Source organism: Pseudomonas asiatica (genome assembly GCF_009932335.1).
Lineage (GTDB): Bacteria > Pseudomonadota > Gammaproteobacteria > Pseudomonadales > Pseudomonadaceae > Aquipseudomonas > Aquipseudomonas asiatica.
Genome location: NZ_BLJF01000001.1, coordinates 1,750,140 through 1,770,564, shown reverse-complemented (window position 1 = coordinate 1,770,564; position 20,425 = coordinate 1,750,140). Strand labels below are relative to the sequence as shown.

Genomic DNA, 20,425 nt, shown 5'->3' with positions numbered 1-20,425 from the left:
ATGCACAAATTGCCGGGGCCGCGTTAACCTCCCGGCGCCGGCCACCACCCCGGGAACATCTGCTGCACCCGGGGTTCGGCGAAGCGCTCGTCGATCAAGACCAGAACGCCACGGTCCTGGTCGCCCCGGATGACCCGGCCTGCCGCCTGGATAACCTTGCGCACGCCCGGGTAGAGATAGGCGTAATCGAACCCCGCACCAAACTGCCGCCCCAGGCGCTGCTTGAACTGCTCGTTGACCGGGTTGACCTGGGGTAGCCCGAGGGTGGCGACAAACGCGCCGATCAGCCGGGTACCCGGCAAATCCACCCCTTCCCCGAATGCACCGCCCAGCACCGCAAAGCCCACCCCGCGGCCATCCGCCACAAAACGCTCGAGAAAGCCCTGCCGGGCCGCCTCGTCCATGCCTGGTTCCTGGGCCCACATGGGTATCTGGGCATGTCGCTCGGCCAGCAGCCCGGCCACCTGTTGCAGGTACTCGAAACTGCTGAAGAACGCCAGGTAGTTGCCCGGCATGCGCTCGTACTGCCGGGCAATCAGCTCGACGATCGGCGCCAGCGAAGCCTGGCGTTGCTGGTAGCGGGTGGATACCTGGCTGGCGATGCGCACTTCCAGCTGTTCGGCGCGAAACGGCGCGGCCACTTCCAGCCAGGCGGTATCGGCCGGCATACCCAGCAGGTCGCTGTAGAAATGCCGTGGGCTCAGGGTTGCGGAGAACAGCGTCACGCAGCGCGCCGCCTGCATGCGTGGGCCCAACAGGCGCGCCGGGGTGACATTGCGCAGGCACAGGGTGGCCAGCCGCCGCTTGCGTGGCCCCTGGCGCTGGCTGATGTCGAACAGGAAGTGCTCGTCGAACAGCTCGGCAACCCGGCTGAACTGCAACGCCTGGTAGAAGAACTGCAGCACCTGCGGGTCCATTTGCGCAGGCGTCTGGTTCATTTGTTCCTGGATCAGCCCGATGCATTGCTGCAGGGCGCGCAGCAAAGCGTCCGGCAGCGACTCGCTGGCCTGGTACGGCGCGCGCTGCTCCTTGTAGAGGGCGTTCCACTGCCGATTCAGCCGGTCCAGCGCACTGACCAGCCCGGGCGGTTTGCTCTGGCGCAGGGCCTGCAACTGCCCCTGGTCGAGGCTGGCGCTGTACATGCCGCGGCCGCGCTCGACCAGGTTGTGCGCCTCGTCCACCAACACCGCGACCCGCCACTGGTTGGCCTGGGTCAGGCCAAACAACAAGGCATGGGCATCGAAGTAGTAGTTGTAATCCGCTACCAGCACGTCTACCCAGCGCGCCATCTCCTGGCCCAGGTAATACGGGCACACCTGGTGCGCCAAGGCCACTTCGCGCAGCTGGGCGCGGTCAAGCATGGGCAACGCTGCCGCCGCAGCGCGCGCGGCCGGCAGGCGGTCGTAGAAGCCTGCGGCCAAGGGGCAGGATTCGCCATGGCAGGCCTTGTCGGGGTGCTCGCAGGCTTTGTCGCGGGCGATCAGCTCCAGCGTGCGCAAGGCCGGCTGCGGCGTGGCATCGGTGATCTGGCGCATGGCATCCAGGGCCAGGGCCCGGCCCGGGGTCTTGGCCGTGAGAAAGAACAGCTTGTCCAGTTGCTGCGGCACCATGGCCTTGAGCAGGGGGAACAAGGTACCGAGGGTCTTGCCAATTCCGGTACTGGCCTGGGCCATCAGGCAACGGCCGGTACTGACCGCCTTGTACAGGGTTTCTGCCAGTTGTCGCTGGCCCTGGCGGAACGCCGGATAGGGAAAGCCCAGCGCTTGCAGGCCCTGGTTACGCTCGGCCAGGCGCTGCTCCTGCCCTTGTGCCCAAGCCAGAAAGCGTTGGCACTGGGTTTCGAAGAAGGCCTGCAGTTCGGCTGCCGTGCAGTGTTCACTGATCAGCGTCTGGCCATCGCTGTCCACGTCCAGGTACACCAGCGCCACCTCGATGTCCGGCAGTTGCCGTGCCTGGCACATCAACCAGCCATAGACCTTGGCCTGCGCCCAGTGCAACTGGCGATGGTTGGCCGGCTGGCGCGACAGGTCGCCACGGTGGGTCTTGATCTCTTCCAGGCGGTTGCAGGTGGGGTCGTAACCGTCGGCGCGGCCACGCACTTTCAGGGTTTCGAACTGGCCTTCGAGGGTAATTTCCGACTCATAGCCCGCAGCGCGTCGCGCCACCACCCGACGGTGCCCCTCGATCCCCTCCTGAGCGGTGGGTGATGGGGTGAAGCGCAGGTCCAGGTCGCCGACCTTGGCGCTGAACTCGCACAAGGCCCGTACCGCCACGCTATAGCTCAAGGCGTTTCGCTCCAGCGTACATGGCACACCGCGACAGGCAAACCGTGCGCCCGGCAGAACTCCAGCCAGCGCAACTGGTTGTCCTGCAGGCGGTCGCCAGGGCCCTTGACCTCGACCATGCGGTAGCGGCCTTGCTCGGGCCAGAACTGGATCAGGTCGGGCATGCCGGCGCGGTTGTTGCGGATGTCCTGCAGCAGGCGCAGGAAGCACTGTTTCAAATGGACCGCCGGCAGGCAGGCCAGGGCTTGCTCAAGCAACTCTTCGCTGAGCACGGACCAGAACACGAACGGCGACTGCAGGCCTTGCTTGGCGGTGTAGCAGTCGAGAATCGCGCTGTGATGGCTGCCATCGTCGAGTCGCCCCAGGCAACGGTCGAACAGAGCACTGCGGCGTTGCTGGAAATCACCGTCGTGCAGGTCCTGCGGGGCGGCCTGGAATGGGTTGAAGAAGGCGCCAGGCACCGGGGCGAAGATCGCCTCCCAGCACAGCAGGCCGAACAGGCTGTTGAACAGCGTGTTCTCCACGTAATGCACCGGCCCACCGGCTTCGGCCAGGTACTGGCGTACCGCCTCCTCCACGCCCAGCGCTGCCTGTTCCCGGGGCAGCTCCAGCTCGATCAGTTCCAGCGGCGCGACACGCTGGCGCCGCTGTGGCGGGCCACCGAGCTTGCGTGCCAGGCGTGGCAACATGCGTTCCAGCGCCTGCACTTCCAGGGCGTTGGCCGGTGCCGCGGCCAGTTGCAGCGCCAGCGCATGGGCTTGGTGCCACTGCTCGCTGCGCTCCAGCACCCGCACCTGGCGGATGCGCGCCTGGGCGTGGCTGCACTGCGTGTACACAGCCATGGCCTGCGCCCAGTCGCCCAGACGCTCGCATTGCTGGCCCAAGGCGAATTGCAGGCGCGCATGGCGCCGGGCCAGCCATGGGTTGTCGCTGTGCAGGTCCTGCATGGCTGCCAGGATCGACAGCGGGTCGTCGCCTTGCTCAAGGCGCTCGGCGCAACGGTGCAATGCCATGGCCAGGTCGACTTCGGCACGTTGTTGAAGGGCACGCGAATCGGGGCTGAACGGCACCTGTTCGTAGCGCAACAAGCCAAGGTCGGCGAGAACGAAGTCCGACCAGTCCTGGTACAGGTTGCCGAAGAACAGCAGGCGCATGCGGTCGCACAAGGGTTGCAGGCACCAATGGAGGATGCGCATGCCACTGTCCGGGAACCACTCGGCCAGTGACCGGCCTTGCAGGCCCAAGGGTTGTAGTTGTGCAAGCAGGTCATGCTTGGCGGCGCGAGGGCGGCTCAGCTGCGGGGCAAAACAACGGGCAAGTTCGTCCTTGCGCAACAGGGCGAACAGTTGCTCCAGTTCCAGTTGCGCGGGCTCCCGTACCCAGCCGAGGGCCAGCAACGGTTGCAGGGCCTGCCCGGTATCGCCGATTTCGGCATAGTCGAGGCGGTCGCTGCGAAACAGCTCGCCCTTGCGCATGACCATGCGCACCATCAGGGCCTGCGCCGGGGCGTCCAGTTGGCTGAAGGTGTGAATGAAAGCGAGTTCCTGATCGTCGAGCAGGTCTTCGTAGCGCTGTTCTACCCACAGCAGCACCTGGCGGAAATTGTGCAGGTAGTAGAACGGGTCGTCGACGGAATGGGCGATCACGGGCTGGGGTCAGGCGGCTGGAATGGATACTGGTTATACATACAGACCAGTAAGCCTGGCAAGTGCCGTGGGTCAGTTCGGTGGCGCTGTCTGTGGAGCGGCCTTGTGTCGCGATGGGCTGCGCAGCAGCCCCGGCGAACTGGCCCGCACGGCGGCGGTGTCGGCCTGTGCGAATACGTGCAGAACATTGCCCTGTTCGACTACATCGCGGTGTCGGCCTCATCACAGCACAAGGCTTCTCCTACAAAGGATGCGTCAGGCGAGCGATATCTGTTCTTTGCGCACAGCACCGCCCGACATCCCCCGACGGCTCAAGGTGTAACCCCGGCGGGCCGGCCACAGCGTAGTTCCAGCACCTGGGCCAGGCGCTCTACCGCCTGTTGCAGCTCCCCCGGGTGATCACCCAGCCACGCCATCGCCAGGCACTGCTGGTAGCGCCCCTGCAAGCTGAACTGCTCGCCCGGCAATGCATGCAGCGCTGAACCCGCCAACGACGCGGCAATATCCGCCCATGGCAGTGGCTGGCGAAAGCGCACCCACAGGGTCCGACCGCCCTCCGGCGTTTCCAATGCCACCCGCTGGCCGAACTGCAGCTGCAGCTCACGCGCCAGGCATTGCATACGCTTTTGCAGGTCCGTACGTAGCCGCACCAGTTGCGTCTCGATCTCGCCTTTGCCCAACATGTGCGCCAGCGCTTGCAGGCGAAGCGGTGCAAGCCGAAACGCACGCTCCGCGAAAGCCTTGGCCAGCCCGGCATCATGGCCCAGCAAGTAGGCATAGGGCGCCTCGCTCCCCACTGCGGCATCGAACGCCCCCATCACCAATAACCAGCGGGGGTCGACCCAATCGCGCAGGCGCATATTCGGCGGCCCGCTGTAACAGTGCTCACTGTCCAGGTCGTTTTCCAGCACCCATACAGAGTGCTGCCCAAGCATCTGGCCAAGCTGCTGCTGATAGTGCGGTGATACCAGCCGCCCCTGCGGCATGCCAAGGCACGACGGCATCACGAGCATGCACACCGGCTCGTTATCCAGTAGCCAGGCCAGGGCGCGCAGGTCCGGGTTGCCGCAGGTATCCAGTGGTACCTCCAACACTCGCATGCCGGCGCGGGCCAACGCGCGCAGTACCTGCCAGCAACAGGGCGAGTGCACCACCACGGTTCCTCCTTGCACGGCCAACGCCGCCAGCAAGGTCTCCAGCAACGCCTGCACATCCGGAGCCAACTGAACGTCCTCGGCACGCCAGTACCGGTTGGAGGAACGGGTATAGCGTTCTGCGACGGCATTGCGCAGGCGGGCGCTGCCGGGCGCGTCCCAAGGGGCACCATTGTGCGTGCGCTGACGTGCCAGGCGCCGTTCGTGGCTGAGCAGGATTCGCTCCAGCATCGGCTGTGCCGGCAGGGGTGCCTGCAGAGGCATGGCCGCGGCAGCATCCTTGACAGCGCCCTGTACGTAATAGCCCGACCTGGGCAGGCATTGCACGCGGCCCTCCTCTTCCAGCAGGCTGTAGGCACTCTGTACGGTGGCCAATGACACCCGCAACCGCCGGGCCAACTCGCGCAACGACGGCAAACGGCAGGGGCCAACTTGTGGAGCCTGGTCGATCAAGGCTTCCAGGTAGCGATAGACCTTGCGATAGGCGAACTCTCCGGCGCCCGATTGCTCCATCAAGGCGGCCCCGCATGACCACGCCGCCGCCCCGCTGCCCGCCGCGGCAGCAACCTCAGCTGTACATCGCGACGGGCCAGATGGCTCATCAGGCGCCAGGAGGCCAGCGGCAGGCCCCCGCCATAGATCAACCTGAGTTGCCCCAGCGGCAGGCCGCTGGTGTTCACCAGCCAGTTTTTCACCGCTTCAGGGCAGGGTTTACCCTGCAAGGCCCGATGCAGGTATGGCAGCGCCACCAGCATGTCGGCATGCCAGCACTGCAGAAAACGCTCCAGGTTCTTCCCCTGCCTGGCAAACGGGCTGAACAGCAGGCACACCTGTTGGATCTGGTTGATGCCGTATGCCCTGCCGAACTGCAGTTGATGCACATCGCGCCGCTTGTTGGCGCCCGGCTGGCCAGCCAGCCGCAATGCCGGGCGACTTGCCTGCGGTTCGAGACTGCGCGCGTGCAGTTCCTGCAACTGCGCCGGGGCCAACGGCTCGACGAACGCGGCCAATGGCCAGGCGTCCTGCCCCCCCTCAAAGCGGCAACCGAGCATGAGGTCAAGCTGCTGTTCTTCGAGCAACGGCGGCAGCAGGTCGTCAATGGCAATCAACCGCACCGGCGTATTCTGCGGCACCGCCCCCACGGCCGGTTCCGCCAGGGCGCTCGATGGGCCCCCGATGCTGCCGTGCAGGCTACTGAGCCCCTGTGCCAGCGTCGCCAGGCACTGGTGCACCGCATGCGAACCCCGCTCCCCTGCCAGGCGCAAGCTGCGCCGTGCCCAGGCAAGGTACCGGCGGCGCTGGCACGCCGGGATGGCGGTGATCAATACATCCGCAGGGGTATGGGCCTGCAGCGCAAAGCCCACCGCGGCCGCCAACTCCAGGTGCAGGCGACTCCCTAGCAGCGCTTCGGGGCTGGCGTCGACCAGGTGACCGAACATCAGCATGGCGTCCCTCGCCAACAGCCAGCTCTCGGGCGCGGCAGGGGCATGCCGGCTGAACGGCACTACTTCACGCCCCTTGATCATCTGCAGTTGCACCCGCGGGTCATCCTGCAAGAACAGCGCATTGAAGCCGCGCTCATGGCATTCGAGCGTGGCACTGTCAGCCACGGGCAGGCTCACTACCAGCACCCGCAGCTGGAAGGTTACCGGCGCACGCAGGGCGATACTCAGTTGTGCGGCACGCAGCATCGCCAGCAGCCGGGCGCTGCGGTGATCGTTGCCTTGCAGCACCAGCAAGCGGTAGGTGCCGATGTATTCTGGCCCGCCTGCAGCAACCAGCAGCCGTTGTATCAACAACTGCAAGGAAGCACGCTGCGCCTGTGACATATGACTGAGCAAGCGCTCGAGTACTTGCTGGTAGATATAGTGCATTGCCTGGTCGTGAATAGCAGTCACGAAATCACCTCATCAACTTCATGCAGCCAGCGCAGGTTGATCAGAGAACCTGAACATCAACATGCCCTGAACTTTTCCAGAAGAAATTTCCTACAACTAATTGGAAGTAATGACGTAACCAGTCACTGTCGCCAAGACATCGAGAAAAACGCATCGTAGCGACGCCCCGCCGCTGCCATACACCGCCCTGGCCTGGGCATAGCCATGCTCATTCCACGCTCCTTGCGCAAACTATCATTGAGCCATTATCGAGGGATGCAAGGCGAATAGAAGATACAGATCAGGGTAAAAAAACCATTCAGAAGAAGTGAGAAAACACATTGACCTCGAGGGAATAACAATTCAAGGCAAAAAGCTTGGCGGAATATTTCGACGAACCTCTGAGTGATCGTTTAAATATAATCCGAGTCTCCTTTTATTGTAGGAAAATTCTTTTTTAAACATCAATCATTCTGTACCGGGCACAAAAAACCCGGGACTCTGCCCGGGCTTCCTGATGACGCAGACCGCTGTCAGTGTTGCGCCATGTCCAGCACCACGCGCCCGCCGCATGGGCATTGGTCCATGTAGCGATGCGCCTCGACCACCTGCTCGAACGGGTAAACCTTGATGATCTGCGGTGTCAGCAACTGGTCGGCAGTGAACTGGTTGATATCGCGCAAGGCGCGCTGCAGCGCCACCTGGTCCTGGCTGATACCCAGCTCCGGCTTGCCGGTGAAGTTGCCGATGCAGTGCACATAGAACTGGATGTTCTTCTGGAACGCCGCGCAAGCCGGGAATGGCGTCTGATTGCCGCCTTGCAGGCCATACAGCACCAGGCTGCCGCGCGGTGCCAGCACATCGCCGAGCAGCGACATCTGCGGCCCACCCATGCCATCCAGGACCATGTCCACACCACGGCCATCGGTGTACTTGCCAACCTGCAGCAGCAGGTCCTGCTCTTCGGTGACAATAACCTTGTCGGCGCCCAGGCCCAGCAGGTACTCACGCTGTTCCGGCTCCTTGGTGGCGGCGAACACCTTCAGCCCCAGGGCCTTGCCCAGTTGCACGAAGGCAGGGCCCGCGCAATGGCTGGCATCGGTGACCAGCGCCGTCTGCCCGGCTTTCGCCCGGGCCAGGTCGACGTAGGCGAAATAGGCGATCAGCAGCGGCGTGTAGTGCACGCTGGCCTCGATCGGGGTAAGCACATCCGGATAACGGGTAATGGCCGAACGCGGCAGCACGATGACATCGCCATACACTGGGTGGTCGTTGGCACTGGTGGCCGGGAAGCTGGCAACCCGGTCACCCACCGCAATATCCTCGACCCCTTCACCGACCGCGGTCACCACCCCGGCCATCTCGTGGCCGATCCCCGCCGGCAGGCGCGCCTGGGACGGTGCCAGGTTCTGGCGCCAGAGCACGTCATACCAGCTGACGCCAACCGCCTCGACGCGGATTTGCACCTCGTCGGCAGCAGGTGACGGTTCGGCCTGCTCCTCGCAACGGAGCACATCGGCAGCGCCGAACTTGTGGAAACGGATCATGCGGGACATCGCATACCTCGCCTTTGTGAACCTCTAATTACCACGGACTTTATCCGGGCTTTGCCGGTTAGACCATCAGTGGTCATTAATAGTCGACATGCCTGTCATCGATTGGGCACCTGACTTTCCCTGCGATTGGTTCCCCTAAACCCGTGCAGGGTACCAGCCTTTGGCCTTAAGATTCACCTCTGCCCCACTTCAGGCGAAGCTCACCGATGAATCGAAACGACCTGCGTCGCGTAGACCTCAACCTGCTGATCGTGTTCGAAACGCTGATGCACGAACGCAGCGTGACCCGTGCCGCGGAAAAACTGTTCCTCGGCCAGCCCGCCATCAGCGCGGCGCTGTCGCGCCTGCGCAACCTGTTCGACGACCCGCTGTTCGTGCGTACCGGCCGCAGCATGGAGCCCTCGGCCCGGGCCCACGAGATCTTCGCCCTGCTGTCCCCGGCGCTGGACTCGATTTCCACCGCCGTCAGCCGCGCCGCCGAATTCGACCCGGCCACCAGCAATGCGGTGTTCCGCATCGGCCTGTCGGACGACGCCGAATTCGCCCTGCTGCCGCAGCTGCTCAAGCGCATACGCGCCGAAGCGCCGGGTATCGTGCTGGTGGTGCGCCGGGTCAATTACCTGCTGATGCCGACGCTGCTGGCTTCGGGCGAGATCTCGGTGGGGGTCAGCTACACCAGCGAGCTGCCAGCCAACGCCAAGCGCAAGGTGCTGCGCCGCAGCATGCCGAAACTGCTGCGCGCCGACAGCGTGCCCGGCGCCATCACCCTGGACGACTTCTGCGCGCGGCCGCATGCGCTGGTGTCGTTTGCCGGGGACCTGTCGGGGTTCATCGACGAGGCGCTGGAAGAGATTGGCCGCAAGCGCCATGTGGTGCTGGCGGTGCCGCAGTTCAACGGGCTGGGGAGCTTGCTGGCGGGCACCGATATTGTCGCTACGGTGCCGGACTACACGGCGGATGCGTTGACCGCGGCGGGTGGGTTGCGGGCCGAGGATCTGCCGCTGGATGTGCGCAGTTTCGAACTGCACATGGCCTGGCGCGGGGCGCAGGACAATGACCCGGCAGAGCGGTGGTTGCGGTCGCGGATTCAGATGTTCTTCGGCGACCCTGATAGTCTTTAGGGAAATCCGAACAAGTCACCCGACACCCGACAATGGCTGACTTCCGGGCTCAGAAAAGCTCGATTTGCAGGCGCGGATTATTGAAAACCAGGGCAGCCCCTTGGTTTTCTGGCCTTACAGGCGCACCTCTCCGGCAGCAGCCAGTAAATGCCGGCGCACCCTCCATGATCCGGGCTTGATCTGGCGCGATCTGCCGGCCCCCTGGGCGCAACGCATATTGCGGATCTGCGCCCGCTCATTCGACGGTTTGCCGGGTTACACCCGAGCGCTGCTGGACTGTTTGTCTCCACCGGTAACCGGCAAGGCTTGACTCTACCGTTAGGGGCAGACTTTACCCTTGGCACTTCATTATCTGGAGTTCGTCATGAAGAGCAAACGCATGCTCGTAATCCTCGGCCACCCTTCGAACGCCAGCTTTTGCGGCGCCGTGACCGACCGTTATGTCGAGGCGGCCACGCAAGCAGGCCATGAGGTGCGTCTGCTGCGCCTGGACACCCTGGATTTCGATCCGGTCCTGCACGATGGCTATAACCAGGTCCAGTTGCTTGAGCCCGATTTGATCGCCGCACAGAACGACATTACCTGGGCCGAACACCTGACATTTGTGTACCCGATCTGGTGGGGCGGCATTCCGGCGTTGCTCAAGGGGTTCTTCGACCGCGTGTTTCTGCCCGGTTTTGCCTTCAAGTACCGCAAGGGCTCGCCCTTCCCGGATAAGCTGCTCAAGGGTCGCACGGCTCACCTTTTGGTGACCATGGACACGCCGCCGTGGTACTACCGATGGGTGTATCGCATGCCGGGCCTGCACCAAATGCGCAAGACCACCCTGGAATTCTGCGGCATAAAGCCCCTGAAAACCCTGACCTTCGGTCCGGTATTGGGCTCCAAGCCGGAACAGCGTGAAGCCTGGCTCAAACAAGTCCAGGCAGTCGCCAGCCGCTGATCGGCCCCGGTCGTGCCGTGCCCCTGCACTGCCCAGCCGAGCCTACCTGCTGCGACACCTTGTCCAAACTGGCTTCCAACCCCCTGACGCTTGTGCAAAGATGTCGCGCGCCTGTGCGAGCGCGCGACATCTTTTCGCTTCTGATGCGTCAAAAAGGGATTTTCATGTACATCGGCAAAGCCGCCCAGCTGTCGGGCACCACCGTCAAAAGCATTCGACATTACGAAGAAATCGGCCTGTTGCCCCCCCCGCAACGCGAAGGCAAGTACCGCATCTACAGCCAGCAAAGCGTAGAGCTGCTGACCTTCATCAAATGTGCTCAACAACTCGGTTTCAAGCTCAAGGAAATGCAGGCCATTCTGCAGGATCATCGCGGCCAGGAGCTGCCCTGGGATCTGGCCATGCAGGCCATCGATAACAAAAAGCAGGAATTGATGGGGCAGATCCAGGCGTTGCAGAAAGTGCATGACGGCTTGGTCGAGTTTGAGCTGAGCCTCAAAGATGCTCAGATGCAATGCCAGTTCGAACACCTGGAAAAAGCCCGCTGAATCCGCACCGCCGCCGCTGAACGGCCATGGCGCCCCGTGCCGTTTTCAACACGCAGGCGCCCCGGCGATTTAGCCTGGCACAGCCTCACCCCGCGGCTGCTCGCCCTCTTGCACTGCTGGCTGCGGCACAATCGAGGCAAAGAACCACGGCGAAATCAGCGTGACCAACAAAATGGTCATGAAGCCACTGGATGACAGCGCCAGTATCACCAGTACACCCAGGTCAATGACGGGTTTGTAGGCGGAGAACAGCAGCGCGACAAAGCCCATCGAGAAGATCACGACATTGACCACCGTCGAACGCCCGACGCCCTGCATGGCCGCCAGGATGGCCTCGTCGATCTCGGCGCCCTTCTGCACCAGCATCTTGATCCGTGACAGCAGGTGAACGGCGTAATCCACGACGCCCACCACCAGGAACGTCACCAGTGTGGTACCGATGTTCAACTCGATATCCAACAGGTACATGCTGCCGTACACCGTCACCGACGTGGTCAGCAACGTCAGCATGCCGAGGATGCCCAGGCGTACTGACTTGAGCCAGAACATCATCATCAAGGTCACGGCCAGCAACGCCAGCGAGAAGCTCAGCACCTGACCCTGGGTGATTTCCTGCAACACCCCGGTCCATATGTACGGCGTACCGGCATGGGTGACTTGCAGGTTGGCCGGTTTGCTGATCGCCAGCCAGGCGTCCAGTTTATCGAGCATCGCCTGGTAATCGCCCGCCACAGAGGAGGTCATGGTGAACAGCGTCACCGCCTTCGAGTAATCGGCATTGAGCACGTTCTGCAAGTCGGTGCCGCCACCGTTCTCGAACATCATGATGTGTTGTTCGATGAGCGAGTTGCCATCGACTTCGAAGGTCTCCGGTTTCCCGTCATCATCGACCACCGTCACCTGCTCCACCGCCTGCGGCACCCGCAGGAAAGCAGGGTTCATGTCATTGAGCACGAGGTTCATGCGCTTGATGTAGGTCGCCACCGAATAGGTGTAACTCACGTTCGGCTGGGCCCTGATGAACTGGTCCAGACGTTCCAGGAACTGCACGGTTTCAGTGGTCAGCGCGCCACGCGGAGTCTTGGTGTCGAAAGCGATCCAGCCCGGCGACGTACCCGCGACTCCGGCCCGGTTGATGAACTCGTCGGACATCCGCACCGGGCTGTCCTTCTTGAAGTAGGCAATACCCGAGTCTTCGATATCCACCTTGAACGTGAACACCGTCATCATCGCCAACAACGGCAGGGTCACCAGCAATACCGGCTTGCGCCAGCGAATCAGCCAGGCACAGAACACTACCAGATAGTGGGAGATCAGCGACTCTTTGAGTTGCACTTTGCGCGGGACGGCATCTTTGCCCCAGATCGAAATCCACGCCGGGATCAGTAGCAACGAAATGATCAGCGCCGCCGTCAGGCCGATGGACATGAACACGCCAAAGTTGCGGATGCTGACAATGTTGTTGGTGGTGGAAATCAAGAACGTCGCAATAGTCGTGACCGTTGTCAGAACGACGGGCGTGACCATCAGGCGCTGGGTTTCTCGGTTGGCTTCGCGGAAAGACTTGCCCGAATTGAGCTGTTCGTAATACTCGGCCATGACGTGGATCGCGTCGGCACAACAGATGGTGAACAGGAACACCGGCAACACACTGGTGAGCAAGTCCATCGGTACACGCAGCAACGCCATCAGGCCAAGGGTCCAGATGGTGCAGAACAGGATATTGAACAGCGGCAGCACCACGCCAAGTGGTTTGCGAAAGAAGAAAACCAGCAGAGAAGTCACCAACAGGAACACGATCGGGAACAGCATCGCCAGGTCGTGATCGATGATCTCCTGCTGGGCCGCAATGAATATCGGCATGCCGGCGATGAATACCTCATCGGTGAACTCCGGGTGAGCGGCCTGGTACTTCGCGATGATCTCGCGGACCTGGTGATAGGCACGCAACTGGGCCTGAGCGTCGTCCTGTTTGGTACCCAGTTCGGCGACGACCATGGCGACTTTCTTGTCCGCCGAGACGACGCCACCAACCATCTGCTCGTTGCCCATGATCTGCGCTTCGACCTTGCTCGGGTCCATATCCAGGGCGTGCAGGGTCTTGTGGATCCACAACTCGCCATCGGCACTCAAGCTGATGTTTTCCAGGTCAGCCATCGAGGCCATTTCCTGGATCGGGTTGAGCCGCTCGGCAAGAAAGCTCAGGAACTGCAGGTCGTGGCTGTCCCAGTGCCGGGCAATCCCATGGTCGCGCAGCGCTTTGGCGGCAGCGTAATCGTTCTGCGAAAAACCTTCGGCGAGGATCTGCACCAGCAAGGCCTGGGCATCGGGATCGCCACTGTGGAGGCCAACGATGCGCTGCAGTTCTACACGGTCCTCATCGTTCGCCAGCATCAGCCGGCGTATGGCCTGGGACAACTCGAACTGCGCGTTCAGCGACGTGGTGTTGAAGACACTCTCGGGGTTGCTCAGCGCCACCATGACCGAGTCATATGTGCCGGTGAACTCGCGCTGCAAATCAATGATCGTCTTGCGCGCCGGGTGAGTGTCCTTGAGCAGATACGGATTGGTGTCCGACATCAGCGCGCCGAGGGTGTAGGTGAAGTAGGCGGTGATCGCCACCAGCACGAACACAATTGCCCGCGCATAGCGCTCGACGAAGTTCAGGTATCTTTCCATGAATGAGGGTTCCAGATGAATCGAGCGCGGCGCTTAGCGGGCAGACACGGTGTATTCGGGCAAGTCGCCGGCTTTCAGCCCACGCTTGATCGCGGTCTGCGTGAACAGGCGGTCGTCCAGCGCGACGTTGTACTGCAACTGGTTGAAGCGCAGCTGAGAGCGCGTACCGGCGATGAAGTCTTCGGTTTCGCTGAAGGTAATGCTGTCGATCTGGTCGATGGTTTCAGTCTTCAGAGTGCGCATCTGCTTGAACATCACTCCTTTTACATCGAAGAAGTCCTGGCGCAGCACCAGTGAGTTTTTCTTGTCAACCCAGACCTTGAGCTTGTTGTAGCCGGTCTTGGCCAGCACGGCAGGCGTCGCCGGCTCACGCTCGATCACGTAGCAATCGCGGCCCTGCAACTGCTCTTCGCCAACCAGCGTTTGGCGATAGTCTTCGGCGCGAATCTTGTCGAGGTCGGCATAGGAGTAGTCGCTACCCATGAACGCCCCGCGTTTGTCGGTGGTGGAAATCCTTCGGGTCTGTCGGCTGACCGGCAAATACATCCATTGGCTGTCTTCGAGGCCCAGGGCCTCGCGCGGGTTTTCGATGTGGAAGGCGACGTCACGCACATCACTCGGCGCGGAGAAATACATGGTGAATTTGTCGCTGTCCGGGTAATCCTTTTGCAGGTAGCTGAACTCGCGGATGCGGCTGTTACCTTGCTTGTCGATCAGAATCAGGGACACCTGGGACATGAAGCTCTTGCCGTCATCGCGGTCCCGGGCCTGGCGAATGATGTCGTCGGCCGTGCGTGTTTCAGCTGCCATGGCGGCAGCGGTGCTCAGCAACAGTGCGCTTACAGTCAGGGTCTTGAAGATGGGCATCATTGCGATTTCCTTTTCATTGTTTGAGTGGTTCGCACACCGGCACCGGTGTGGTCAGAACAGATAACCCGCGGACAAGCGCACCTGATCGCGGTTGGCGTAAGCACCGAACTGGCGGTCGGGCTTGCCGAAGAACACATCGACTTCGAGCCCCAACTTGAGCCAGTCCACCGGTTTGTAGGTGAAGATCCCCTGAACGAAGCTATCGTCCTGCGCTGGCGGCGACATGCCGAAAACCAGACGAGTCTTGAGGCGATCCTGGAACTGCGAGCCCTCGGCAGACACGGTGAACAGGTCGTCGCGTTTGTCCTGGACCATGCCGGGCTGCCAGTCGAGCAGCCGCTGATGTTGCCACTGCGTCGAGATCAGCCAGTCCCGCAACAGGTAATCGACGCCCAGCAGCGACTTGGTCATCGCCGTCTGGTCGCTGCCGTAAGCGCGGTAAGGATTGGTGACGCGCCAATTGTCGAAGTAAGCGACTTCACTGCGTACCACGATGCTGTGGCCGGCATCGATGGCCACACTGGCGCCGCCCATGGAATAGCGCGGGAATTGCCGTTCGAGGCGAATCAGGCCCTCTTCGGTCTGGCCTTCGACGGCGTAAACCGGGTCCTGCTGGCGGGCGTTGAGGGCAACGAAGCTGACATCCACCGTGCCGACCCGGCCGTTGGCACTGGCGCCATAACCGAAGCCACTGTGACCGTCATAACCGGGCCGCGAATCGACCACAAACATCTGCGGATCGGGTGTGGCAAAGATCGGTGCATCGAACTCGCTGCCGACGGCCGGCGCCTGGTTTTTCACGAAATCAGTGATCACCAGCGCTTCGAGCTCCCACTCGGCGACCGGCTGCACCAGGCGAATCATCGGCACCGCGATGCGGCTGTCTTCCAACAGACCGATCACACCCTCGCGATAGTCCAGCGGATTGATCTGGTCGAGCACTCGTAATTCATCTGCACGCCCCCACACCACCTGCTGCCAGCCCACCGTCAGCTCGCCGTCGCCAACGTAGAGCCCCCAGTAAAGGTGCCGCCAATCGGCGGTCGCCCGGTAATCGTCCCGGGCTTGCGCACTGTAGGGATTGTTGCCGTCGTAACGGAAGTCATAACGGGCTCGGCCCTTGGCCTTGTAGTAGCCGCTGTCCCAGGCATCCTCCAGGCTGAACTTGAGGTACACGGCCTTTTGCGTGACCTGGTCGTCACCGTGCAGACGCACGGCCGTGGCTACGCCGATCTCCGCTTCATGATGCTCCGGCAACCACTCGGCGATCGCCACCGGCGAGCCGAGGCTGACCAGCGCGGCCAAAAGGCCGCGGTTCAATCCCAGTCGAGCCATGGCTACATTCCCAACCCGGCACCGCCGTCGATCATCAGGCTTTGCGCTGTGACACCACTCGCCTGCGGGCTCGCCAGATAACGGACCATGGCCGCCACTTCGTCGCCCTGAATGAAGCGCCGCAGGGGCAACTTCTTCTTGGCATTGCGCAGGATTTGCTCATGGGTGATTCCGGCGATGCGCGCCTGAGCCGCCAATTCGCCTTGCAGCATCGGGGTATCGATCCAGGCGGGCAGGATGGCATTGACGGTGATTCGCCGTGGCGCCAGGTCCAGCGCCAAGGCCTTGGTCATGCCGATGATGCCGTGCTTGGAGGCGCAGTAAGCGGTGTTGCGGACCTTGCCCGCTCGGCCGAGGATCGACGACATGTTGACGATCCGCCCACCATCCGCCATCAGTGGCAGGCACAACGAGGTGACGTAAAAAGTGCCGTTGAGGTTGATCGAAATCACCTTGTGCCAGTTGTCCAGGTCTTCGGGCTCGTTCTCGTCGCAGACACCGGCGCTGTTGACCAGCACATCGACAAAGCCGACCCGGTTGGCCAGGCCCTTGAACAGAAGTTGCAGGCTGGCCAGATCGGCGATGTCCGCTTGATGGGTTTCGATGCGAGCGGCAAATTCGCCCTCGGTGACCCACCGCTGCAAGGTTGCCAGATCCCGATCAAGCAAGATCAAAAGGTGCTCGGCCTGGGTTGCAAAACTTTCCGCGACGGCGCGGCCAATACCATTGGCCGCGCCGGTAATCACAATCGTGCGTGCCTGGCTCATAGCATTTTCAATCCGCCGTTGACGGGCAAGACTTCGCCCGTGACGTACAGGCCGCGCTCGGCCAGATACAGTACCGCGTCGGCAATTTCTTCAGGCCGGGCGAACCGTTTGATCAACAGCCGCGACTGGATTTCCTGCTCATGGGCGCCGACCAGGGCTTCGCTCATGTCGGTGCTGACGATGCCGGGCGCCACCGCGTTGACCCGGATGTTGCGCGGCGCCAACTCCACCGCCAGTGCGCGCGTCAATGCTTCTACACCGCCTTTGGCCGCGGCGTAGTTGCTCTGGCCCTTGCCGGGCTTTTGCGCGGCTACCGAACTGAGGTTGACGATGCACCCGCTGCGTTGGCGCATCATGCAGGGCAGCACCTGCTGACAGCACAACAACGTGCCGATCAGGTTGGTCTGGATGACCTCGGTGATGTCGCTCAACGACTGCGTGGCGAGCAAACCGTCACGGGTAATACCGGCGTTGTTGACCAACAAGTCGATACGCTCGAAACGCTGCTCGACCCGTTCAAAAAACGCCTGAATGCTCTGCGCATCCTTGACATCACACTGCACAGCCAGGCACTCCCGGCCGAGCCCTTCGACCTGTGCCTGCAAGGCAGCAGCTGACGCCTCGTCACGGACATAACTGAAGGCAACCTGATAACCCGCGCCGGCCAGGGCCAGCACGACGGACTTGCCAATGCCGCGACTGCCGCCGGTCACGACAGCTATTTTCTGAGTCATGACCGCTCCTTAAAGCGAGTTTTGAGTTTTGAATTGCGCGAGGGTGAAGCCGTGGGTCGCGGCCAGTGCGCGGACCTGCTGAACTTGCTCACGGCTGATATCGCCGTAGGAGCCGTGCTGGCTCATGCCAGACAAGCCCATCAACACCGACTCGGCCATGCACGCATACAGCTGACCTTTTTTCAGGTAGGCCCGCACGTTGGGCGCCAGGCCGTCGTCGAACGGCGTCTGGACGATGCCGCCGTGCATGTAGAGCACGTCCTCGCGTTGGCTCGGCATGTCTTGATGAACGTTCAGCGGCACGGCGATATCGCAAATCACGCTGCGCTCGGCGAAATGTTCGGCGCCGAGGAATGGCTGAGGCGCATTGGCCGCGCACAGGACAACCCGTGCGCCCTTGAGGGCGTCGAGATCGTTGGTGACCGTGATGAAAGCGTTCGCGCCAAGGCGCTCATCCACCAGACGGGCGATGTGCAAACCGAGGTCGGCTTTTTGTCCATGTGAGCGCAACAAGTCACAAAAACCATCAAGGCTCAGCAGTCGCTGCGCCAACCGGTCGTTTTCGGCTGTGCCCTTGAGGATCGAACGGGCCGCGTCGGCGTAAATCAGTTGGGCAGTTTTCTCCAGGCGCCGAACCGAGCCGTCACGACCGCTGCCAATCAGAATCAGGTGATCGACGGTGGCGGACAGCACCGAGGCATAGGTCGAGGCAACGTTACCGGCGGCACCAACAACGGCAGCGGTTTGCTCGCGCAGTGCCAGGCCTTGCTGAACACAGCCTTGCTCGATGGCTTCGAGCCCCATGCCGATGGTCAGGGCATTGCCGGACGTCAGCGCCATGTCGGCAATCTTCAGCGCCTGACAATTGTTGGTGACGATCGAGGTGTACATCCCGAGACCGGCGATGCTGCAGCCGTCGGCGCGGGCATCGGTGACACGCCTGCCGACTTCTTCGCGAATGCTGTCCAGGTCACCGCTGAGGATGTACTCGGCCATGGCATCCGAATCCATGCACAGCGGGTACAACGTGAACTCCACCGCCATGCCGAGGCGCGACCGAATGATCACCGGGCCGACTGGCGCAGCGCGGCGTTCAGGCTTGGTGCGGTTGATGAACGTGCGTTTCTGTTCCGGGCTCAGGGCTGCCAGCGAGGGATCGACGTCACCGAGGATATCGGCATCGATCAGGTGGTTGATGAACGCTACCCGAGCGACGACTTCGACCTTGGCATCGATGTTTTCAACGGGCTCGGCCATCCGAAAATCGTCCTGACGGGCTGGCACAGCGGGAATCGAGTCCGCGCAGATACCCGCCGCCAACGGCAACGCATCGCCACGGCGCAGCATGTCACAGACCCGTTGCAAGGCACCGATCAGCCCGTCGATTTCGCCCAGGGTGATACAGGCTGGAGGCTCCAGGCGAATCACGTTGGAGTTGCTGCCCGACGGTGCTACCCGCAACGCTTCGAATTGCAACAGGTAGCCGGCGATCAAGTAACCCAAGGCATCGTTGTACTGGGCCGACGCCTGTACCAGCGAGCTGCTGACACTCAGGTCGTGCAATTCCAAACCCACCAGCAAGCCGCGCCCGCGCACATCGGCGATCACATCCGGATAGGCCATCTTCAGTTCATTGAGCGAGGCTTTGAGGTAGGCGCCCTTGGTGCGTATGTCTTTGAGCATCGCGTCGTCATTGGCGAACAACCGGCGCAATGCCGACAGCGCGATATGGCAGGACGGATCGTCCTCGGCGAAGGTCGAGCTATGGATGTAGCTGAACTCGCCTTCGTAGTGGCTGCTGCGGATCACCGTCGCGGCGATTTTCATCAAGCCGCCGCCGAGGGCCTTGGACAGGCAGTAATAGTCGCCTTGCAGGTTGAACTGGCTGCTGGCAAGAAACGTCCCGGCGCGACCAAAACCTGACTGCACTTCATCGATCACCAGCGGGCACTGTTGCTCGTTACACAGCTTGCGCAGCCCCAGGTAGAACTCGGCCGCGAACTCGTTGATACCGCCTTCGCCCTGAATCGGCTCCATCAACACGGCGGTAATCGCGCTGAACGGCAGTTTCAGCACGTTCAGGTGTTCGCCGTCCCATTGCAGGCTCAGCCAATGGTGCGTGTGCCGGGCCGGCAATTCCTGCAACTGATGGGGCTGCTGGGGGTCGATGAACTCGACGTTCAGACCAAAACGGGCAAACGGCGCGCGGTACTGACGGCCATAGGTCAGTTGCACGGTATTGACCAATTTGCCGTGGAAGCTGCCGCGCAGGGCGATGAATACCGGTTCGATGTGCAACTGCGCCAGGTTGTGTTGGCGAACGGCTTCAACCACCTGACGCAAGGTCACGCTGTTCAGAGTGGCTGGCAGGACACCTGCAGGCAGGTCGAGGTCGGCCACATCCAGCTCGCGATAAGCGCGTTCGCTGGCGGTCAGGCTGGCCAGGGTGAAATCGATGTCGTCGAACTGCTTTTGCAGGCTCTTCTGGCGACGGAACTCCGCGTGCTTGACGGCGATTTCCACCGCCTCCGCCCCACTGTTGGAGAATGTCGAAATGTAACGTTCGGTGTTCTTCAGTTCGCGATTGAAGGCGTCACTGAGCTCTCGCCCCAATTGCCCGGCCGCACCGCGGATCGACATTTGTGCGTTGAACGGCACGTCGCTGCGCAGCAGCGCACAGAGCTGATCGACAAACTGTGGGTCGTTGTGGCCGAACAGTGCCGCACCGTAACCGCCGAGAAAGTCGGTGACCGTGACCATGTCGCCCTTGGGGTTGCGGTAGAACAACTGGCTACCGAGGGCGCGCTGAAACTCACACTCCAGGCCCAGTGCCTGGAGCAGGCCGACGAATTTGGGCCGAACGAAATCGCGATAATCCATGACTGTCATATCCCTGAAAGTAAAAAATAG

At 62.1% G+C, this 20,425-nt stretch carries 14 protein-coding genes; 3 read left to right on the top strand and 11 right to left on the bottom strand.

Features of this window, described 5'->3' with window-relative positions:
• Window positions 1-23: 23 nt before the first annotated feature.
• The 5 genes from GYA95_RS08335 to GYA95_RS08315 form a co-directional block, all read right to left on the bottom strand.
• A complete protein-coding gene (locus GYA95_RS08335; RefSeq protein WP_015270150.1) occupies window positions 24-2,285 on the bottom strand; it encodes an ATP-dependent DNA helicase in 2,262 nt (753 codons plus the stop codon).
• On the bottom strand, window positions 2,282-3,931 hold the full coding sequence (locus GYA95_RS08330) for a VRR-NUC domain-containing protein (protein ID WP_015270149.1): 1,650 nt from the start codon (window positions 3,929-3,931) through the stop codon (window positions 2,282-2,284). Before GYA95_RS08330 ends, GYA95_RS08335 begins: the two co-directional genes overlap by 4 nt.
• A gap of 311 nt (window positions 3,932-4,242) precedes the next feature.
• Window positions 4,243-5,598 (bottom strand): aminotransferase class I/II-fold pyridoxal phosphate-dependent enzyme, encoded by a 1,356-nt coding sequence (locus GYA95_RS08325; protein ID WP_015270148.1) that lies wholly within the window; start codon window positions 5,596-5,598, stop codon window positions 4,243-4,245.
• Window positions 5,598-6,983 carry a hypothetical protein gene (locus tag GYA95_RS08320; RefSeq protein ID WP_043935577.1) on the bottom strand — a complete coding sequence of 462 codons (1,386 nt, stop codon included), beginning with the start codon at window positions 6,981-6,983 and terminating at the stop codon, window positions 5,598-5,600. Before GYA95_RS08320 ends, GYA95_RS08325 begins: the two co-directional genes overlap by 1 nt.
• Window positions 6,984-7,495: 512 nt before the next feature.
• Window positions 7,496-8,518: a zinc-dependent alcohol dehydrogenase family protein gene (locus GYA95_RS08315; protein WP_015270146.1), complete on the bottom strand. Its 1,023-nt coding sequence runs from the start codon at window positions 8,516-8,518 to the stop codon at window positions 7,496-7,498.
• Between the two features lie 206 nt (window positions 8,519-8,724).
• Between GYA95_RS08315 and GYA95_RS08310 the strand changes: the two genes are divergently transcribed.
• From GYA95_RS08310 to GYA95_RS08300, 3 genes are all read left to right on the top strand, one after another.
• Window positions 8,725-9,639 carry a LysR family transcriptional regulator gene (locus tag GYA95_RS08310; protein ID WP_013972367.1) on the top strand — a complete coding sequence of 305 codons (915 nt, stop codon included), beginning with the start codon at window positions 8,725-8,727 and terminating at the stop codon, window positions 9,637-9,639.
• Window positions 9,640-10,003: 364 nt separating this feature from the next.
• Complete coding sequence (locus GYA95_RS08305) at window positions 10,004-10,582, top strand: NAD(P)H-dependent oxidoreductase (RefSeq protein ID WP_015270145.1); 579 nt, start codon at window positions 10,004-10,006, stop codon at window positions 10,580-10,582.
• Between the two features lie 164 nt (window positions 10,583-10,746).
• Complete coding sequence (locus GYA95_RS08300; protein WP_003256870.1) at window positions 10,747-11,130, top strand: MerR family transcriptional regulator; 384 nt, start codon at window positions 10,747-10,749, stop codon at window positions 11,128-11,130.
• Between the two features lie 69 nt (window positions 11,131-11,199).
• On the opposite strand, the gene GYA95_RS08295 is transcribed toward GYA95_RS08300, so the two are convergent.
• The 6 genes from GYA95_RS08295 to GYA95_RS08270 are packed head-to-tail and all read right to left on the bottom strand — an operon-like array spanning window position 11,200 to window position 20,395.
• Window positions 11,200-13,809 carry an efflux RND transporter permease subunit gene (locus tag GYA95_RS08295; RefSeq protein WP_161551368.1) on the bottom strand — a complete coding sequence of 870 codons (2,610 nt, stop codon included), beginning with the start codon at window positions 13,807-13,809 and terminating at the stop codon, window positions 11,200-11,202.
• A 33-nt stretch (window positions 13,810-13,842) separates the two neighbouring features.
• Window positions 13,843-14,679 carry an outer membrane lipoprotein-sorting protein gene (locus GYA95_RS08290; RefSeq protein WP_015270143.1) on the bottom strand — a complete coding sequence of 279 codons (837 nt, stop codon included), beginning with the start codon at window positions 14,677-14,679 and terminating at the stop codon, window positions 13,843-13,845.
• 51 nt (window positions 14,680-14,730) lie between these two features.
• Window positions 14,731-16,014 (bottom strand): DUF1302 family protein, encoded by a 1,284-nt coding sequence (locus GYA95_RS08285; RefSeq protein WP_161551367.1) that lies wholly within the window; start codon window positions 16,012-16,014, stop codon window positions 14,731-14,733.
• 2 nt (window positions 16,015-16,016) lie between these two features.
• Complete coding sequence (locus tag GYA95_RS08280) at window positions 16,017-16,781, bottom strand: SDR family NAD(P)-dependent oxidoreductase (protein ID WP_015270142.1); 765 nt, start codon at window positions 16,779-16,781, stop codon at window positions 16,017-16,019.
• Complete coding sequence (locus GYA95_RS08275; RefSeq protein WP_015270141.1) at window positions 16,778-17,515, bottom strand: SDR family NAD(P)-dependent oxidoreductase; 738 nt, start codon at window positions 17,513-17,515, stop codon at window positions 16,778-16,780. The genes GYA95_RS08280 and GYA95_RS08275 overlap by 4 nt, the downstream gene beginning before the upstream one ends.
• Before the next feature lie 9 nt (window positions 17,516-17,524).
• On the bottom strand, window positions 17,525-20,395 hold the full coding sequence (locus GYA95_RS08270) for an aminotransferase class III-fold pyridoxal phosphate-dependent enzyme (RefSeq protein WP_015270140.1): 2,871 nt from the start codon (window positions 20,393-20,395) through the stop codon (window positions 17,525-17,527).
• Window positions 20,396-20,425 lie beyond the last annotated feature (30 nt).

Bases quoted from the DNA above. Each gene is read 5' to 3' on its own strand.
- GYA95_RS08270 (WP_015270140.1), bottom strand. From the start codon at position 20,395: ATGGATTATCGCGATTTCGTTCGGCCCAAATTCGTCGGCCTGCTCCAG.
- GYA95_RS08295 (WP_161551368.1), bottom strand. From the start codon at position 13,809: ATGGAAAGATACCTGAACTTCGTCGAGCGCTATGCGCGGGCAATTGTG.
- GYA95_RS08285 (WP_161551367.1), bottom strand. From the start codon at position 16,014: ATGGCTCGACTGGGATTGAACCGCGGCCTTTTGGCCGCGCTGGTCAGC.
- GYA95_RS08275 (WP_015270141.1), bottom strand. From the start codon at position 17,515: ATGACTCAGAAAATAGCTGTCGTGACCGGCGGCAGTCGCGGCATTGGC.
- GYA95_RS08305 (WP_015270145.1), top strand. From the start codon at position 10,004: ATGAAGAGCAAACGCATGCTCGTAATCCTCGGCCACCCTTCGAACGCC.
- GYA95_RS08300 (WP_003256870.1), top strand. From the start codon at position 10,747: ATGTACATCGGCAAAGCCGCCCAGCTGTCGGGCACCACCGTCAAAAGC.
- GYA95_RS08315 (WP_015270146.1), bottom strand. From the start codon at position 8,518: ATGTCCCGCATGATCCGTTTCCACAAGTTCGGCGCTGCCGATGTGCTC.
- GYA95_RS08325 (WP_015270148.1), bottom strand. From the start codon at position 5,598: ATGGAGCAATCGGGCGCCGGAGAGTTCGCCTATCGCAAGGTCTATCGC.
- GYA95_RS08310 (WP_013972367.1), top strand. From the start codon at position 8,725: ATGAATCGAAACGACCTGCGTCGCGTAGACCTCAACCTGCTGATCGTG.
- GYA95_RS08280 (WP_015270142.1), bottom strand. From the start codon at position 16,781: ATGAGCCAGGCACGCACGATTGTGATTACCGGCGCGGCCAATGGTATT.
- GYA95_RS08290 (WP_015270143.1), bottom strand. From the start codon at position 14,679: ATGATGCCCATCTTCAAGACCCTGACTGTAAGCGCACTGTTGCTGAGC.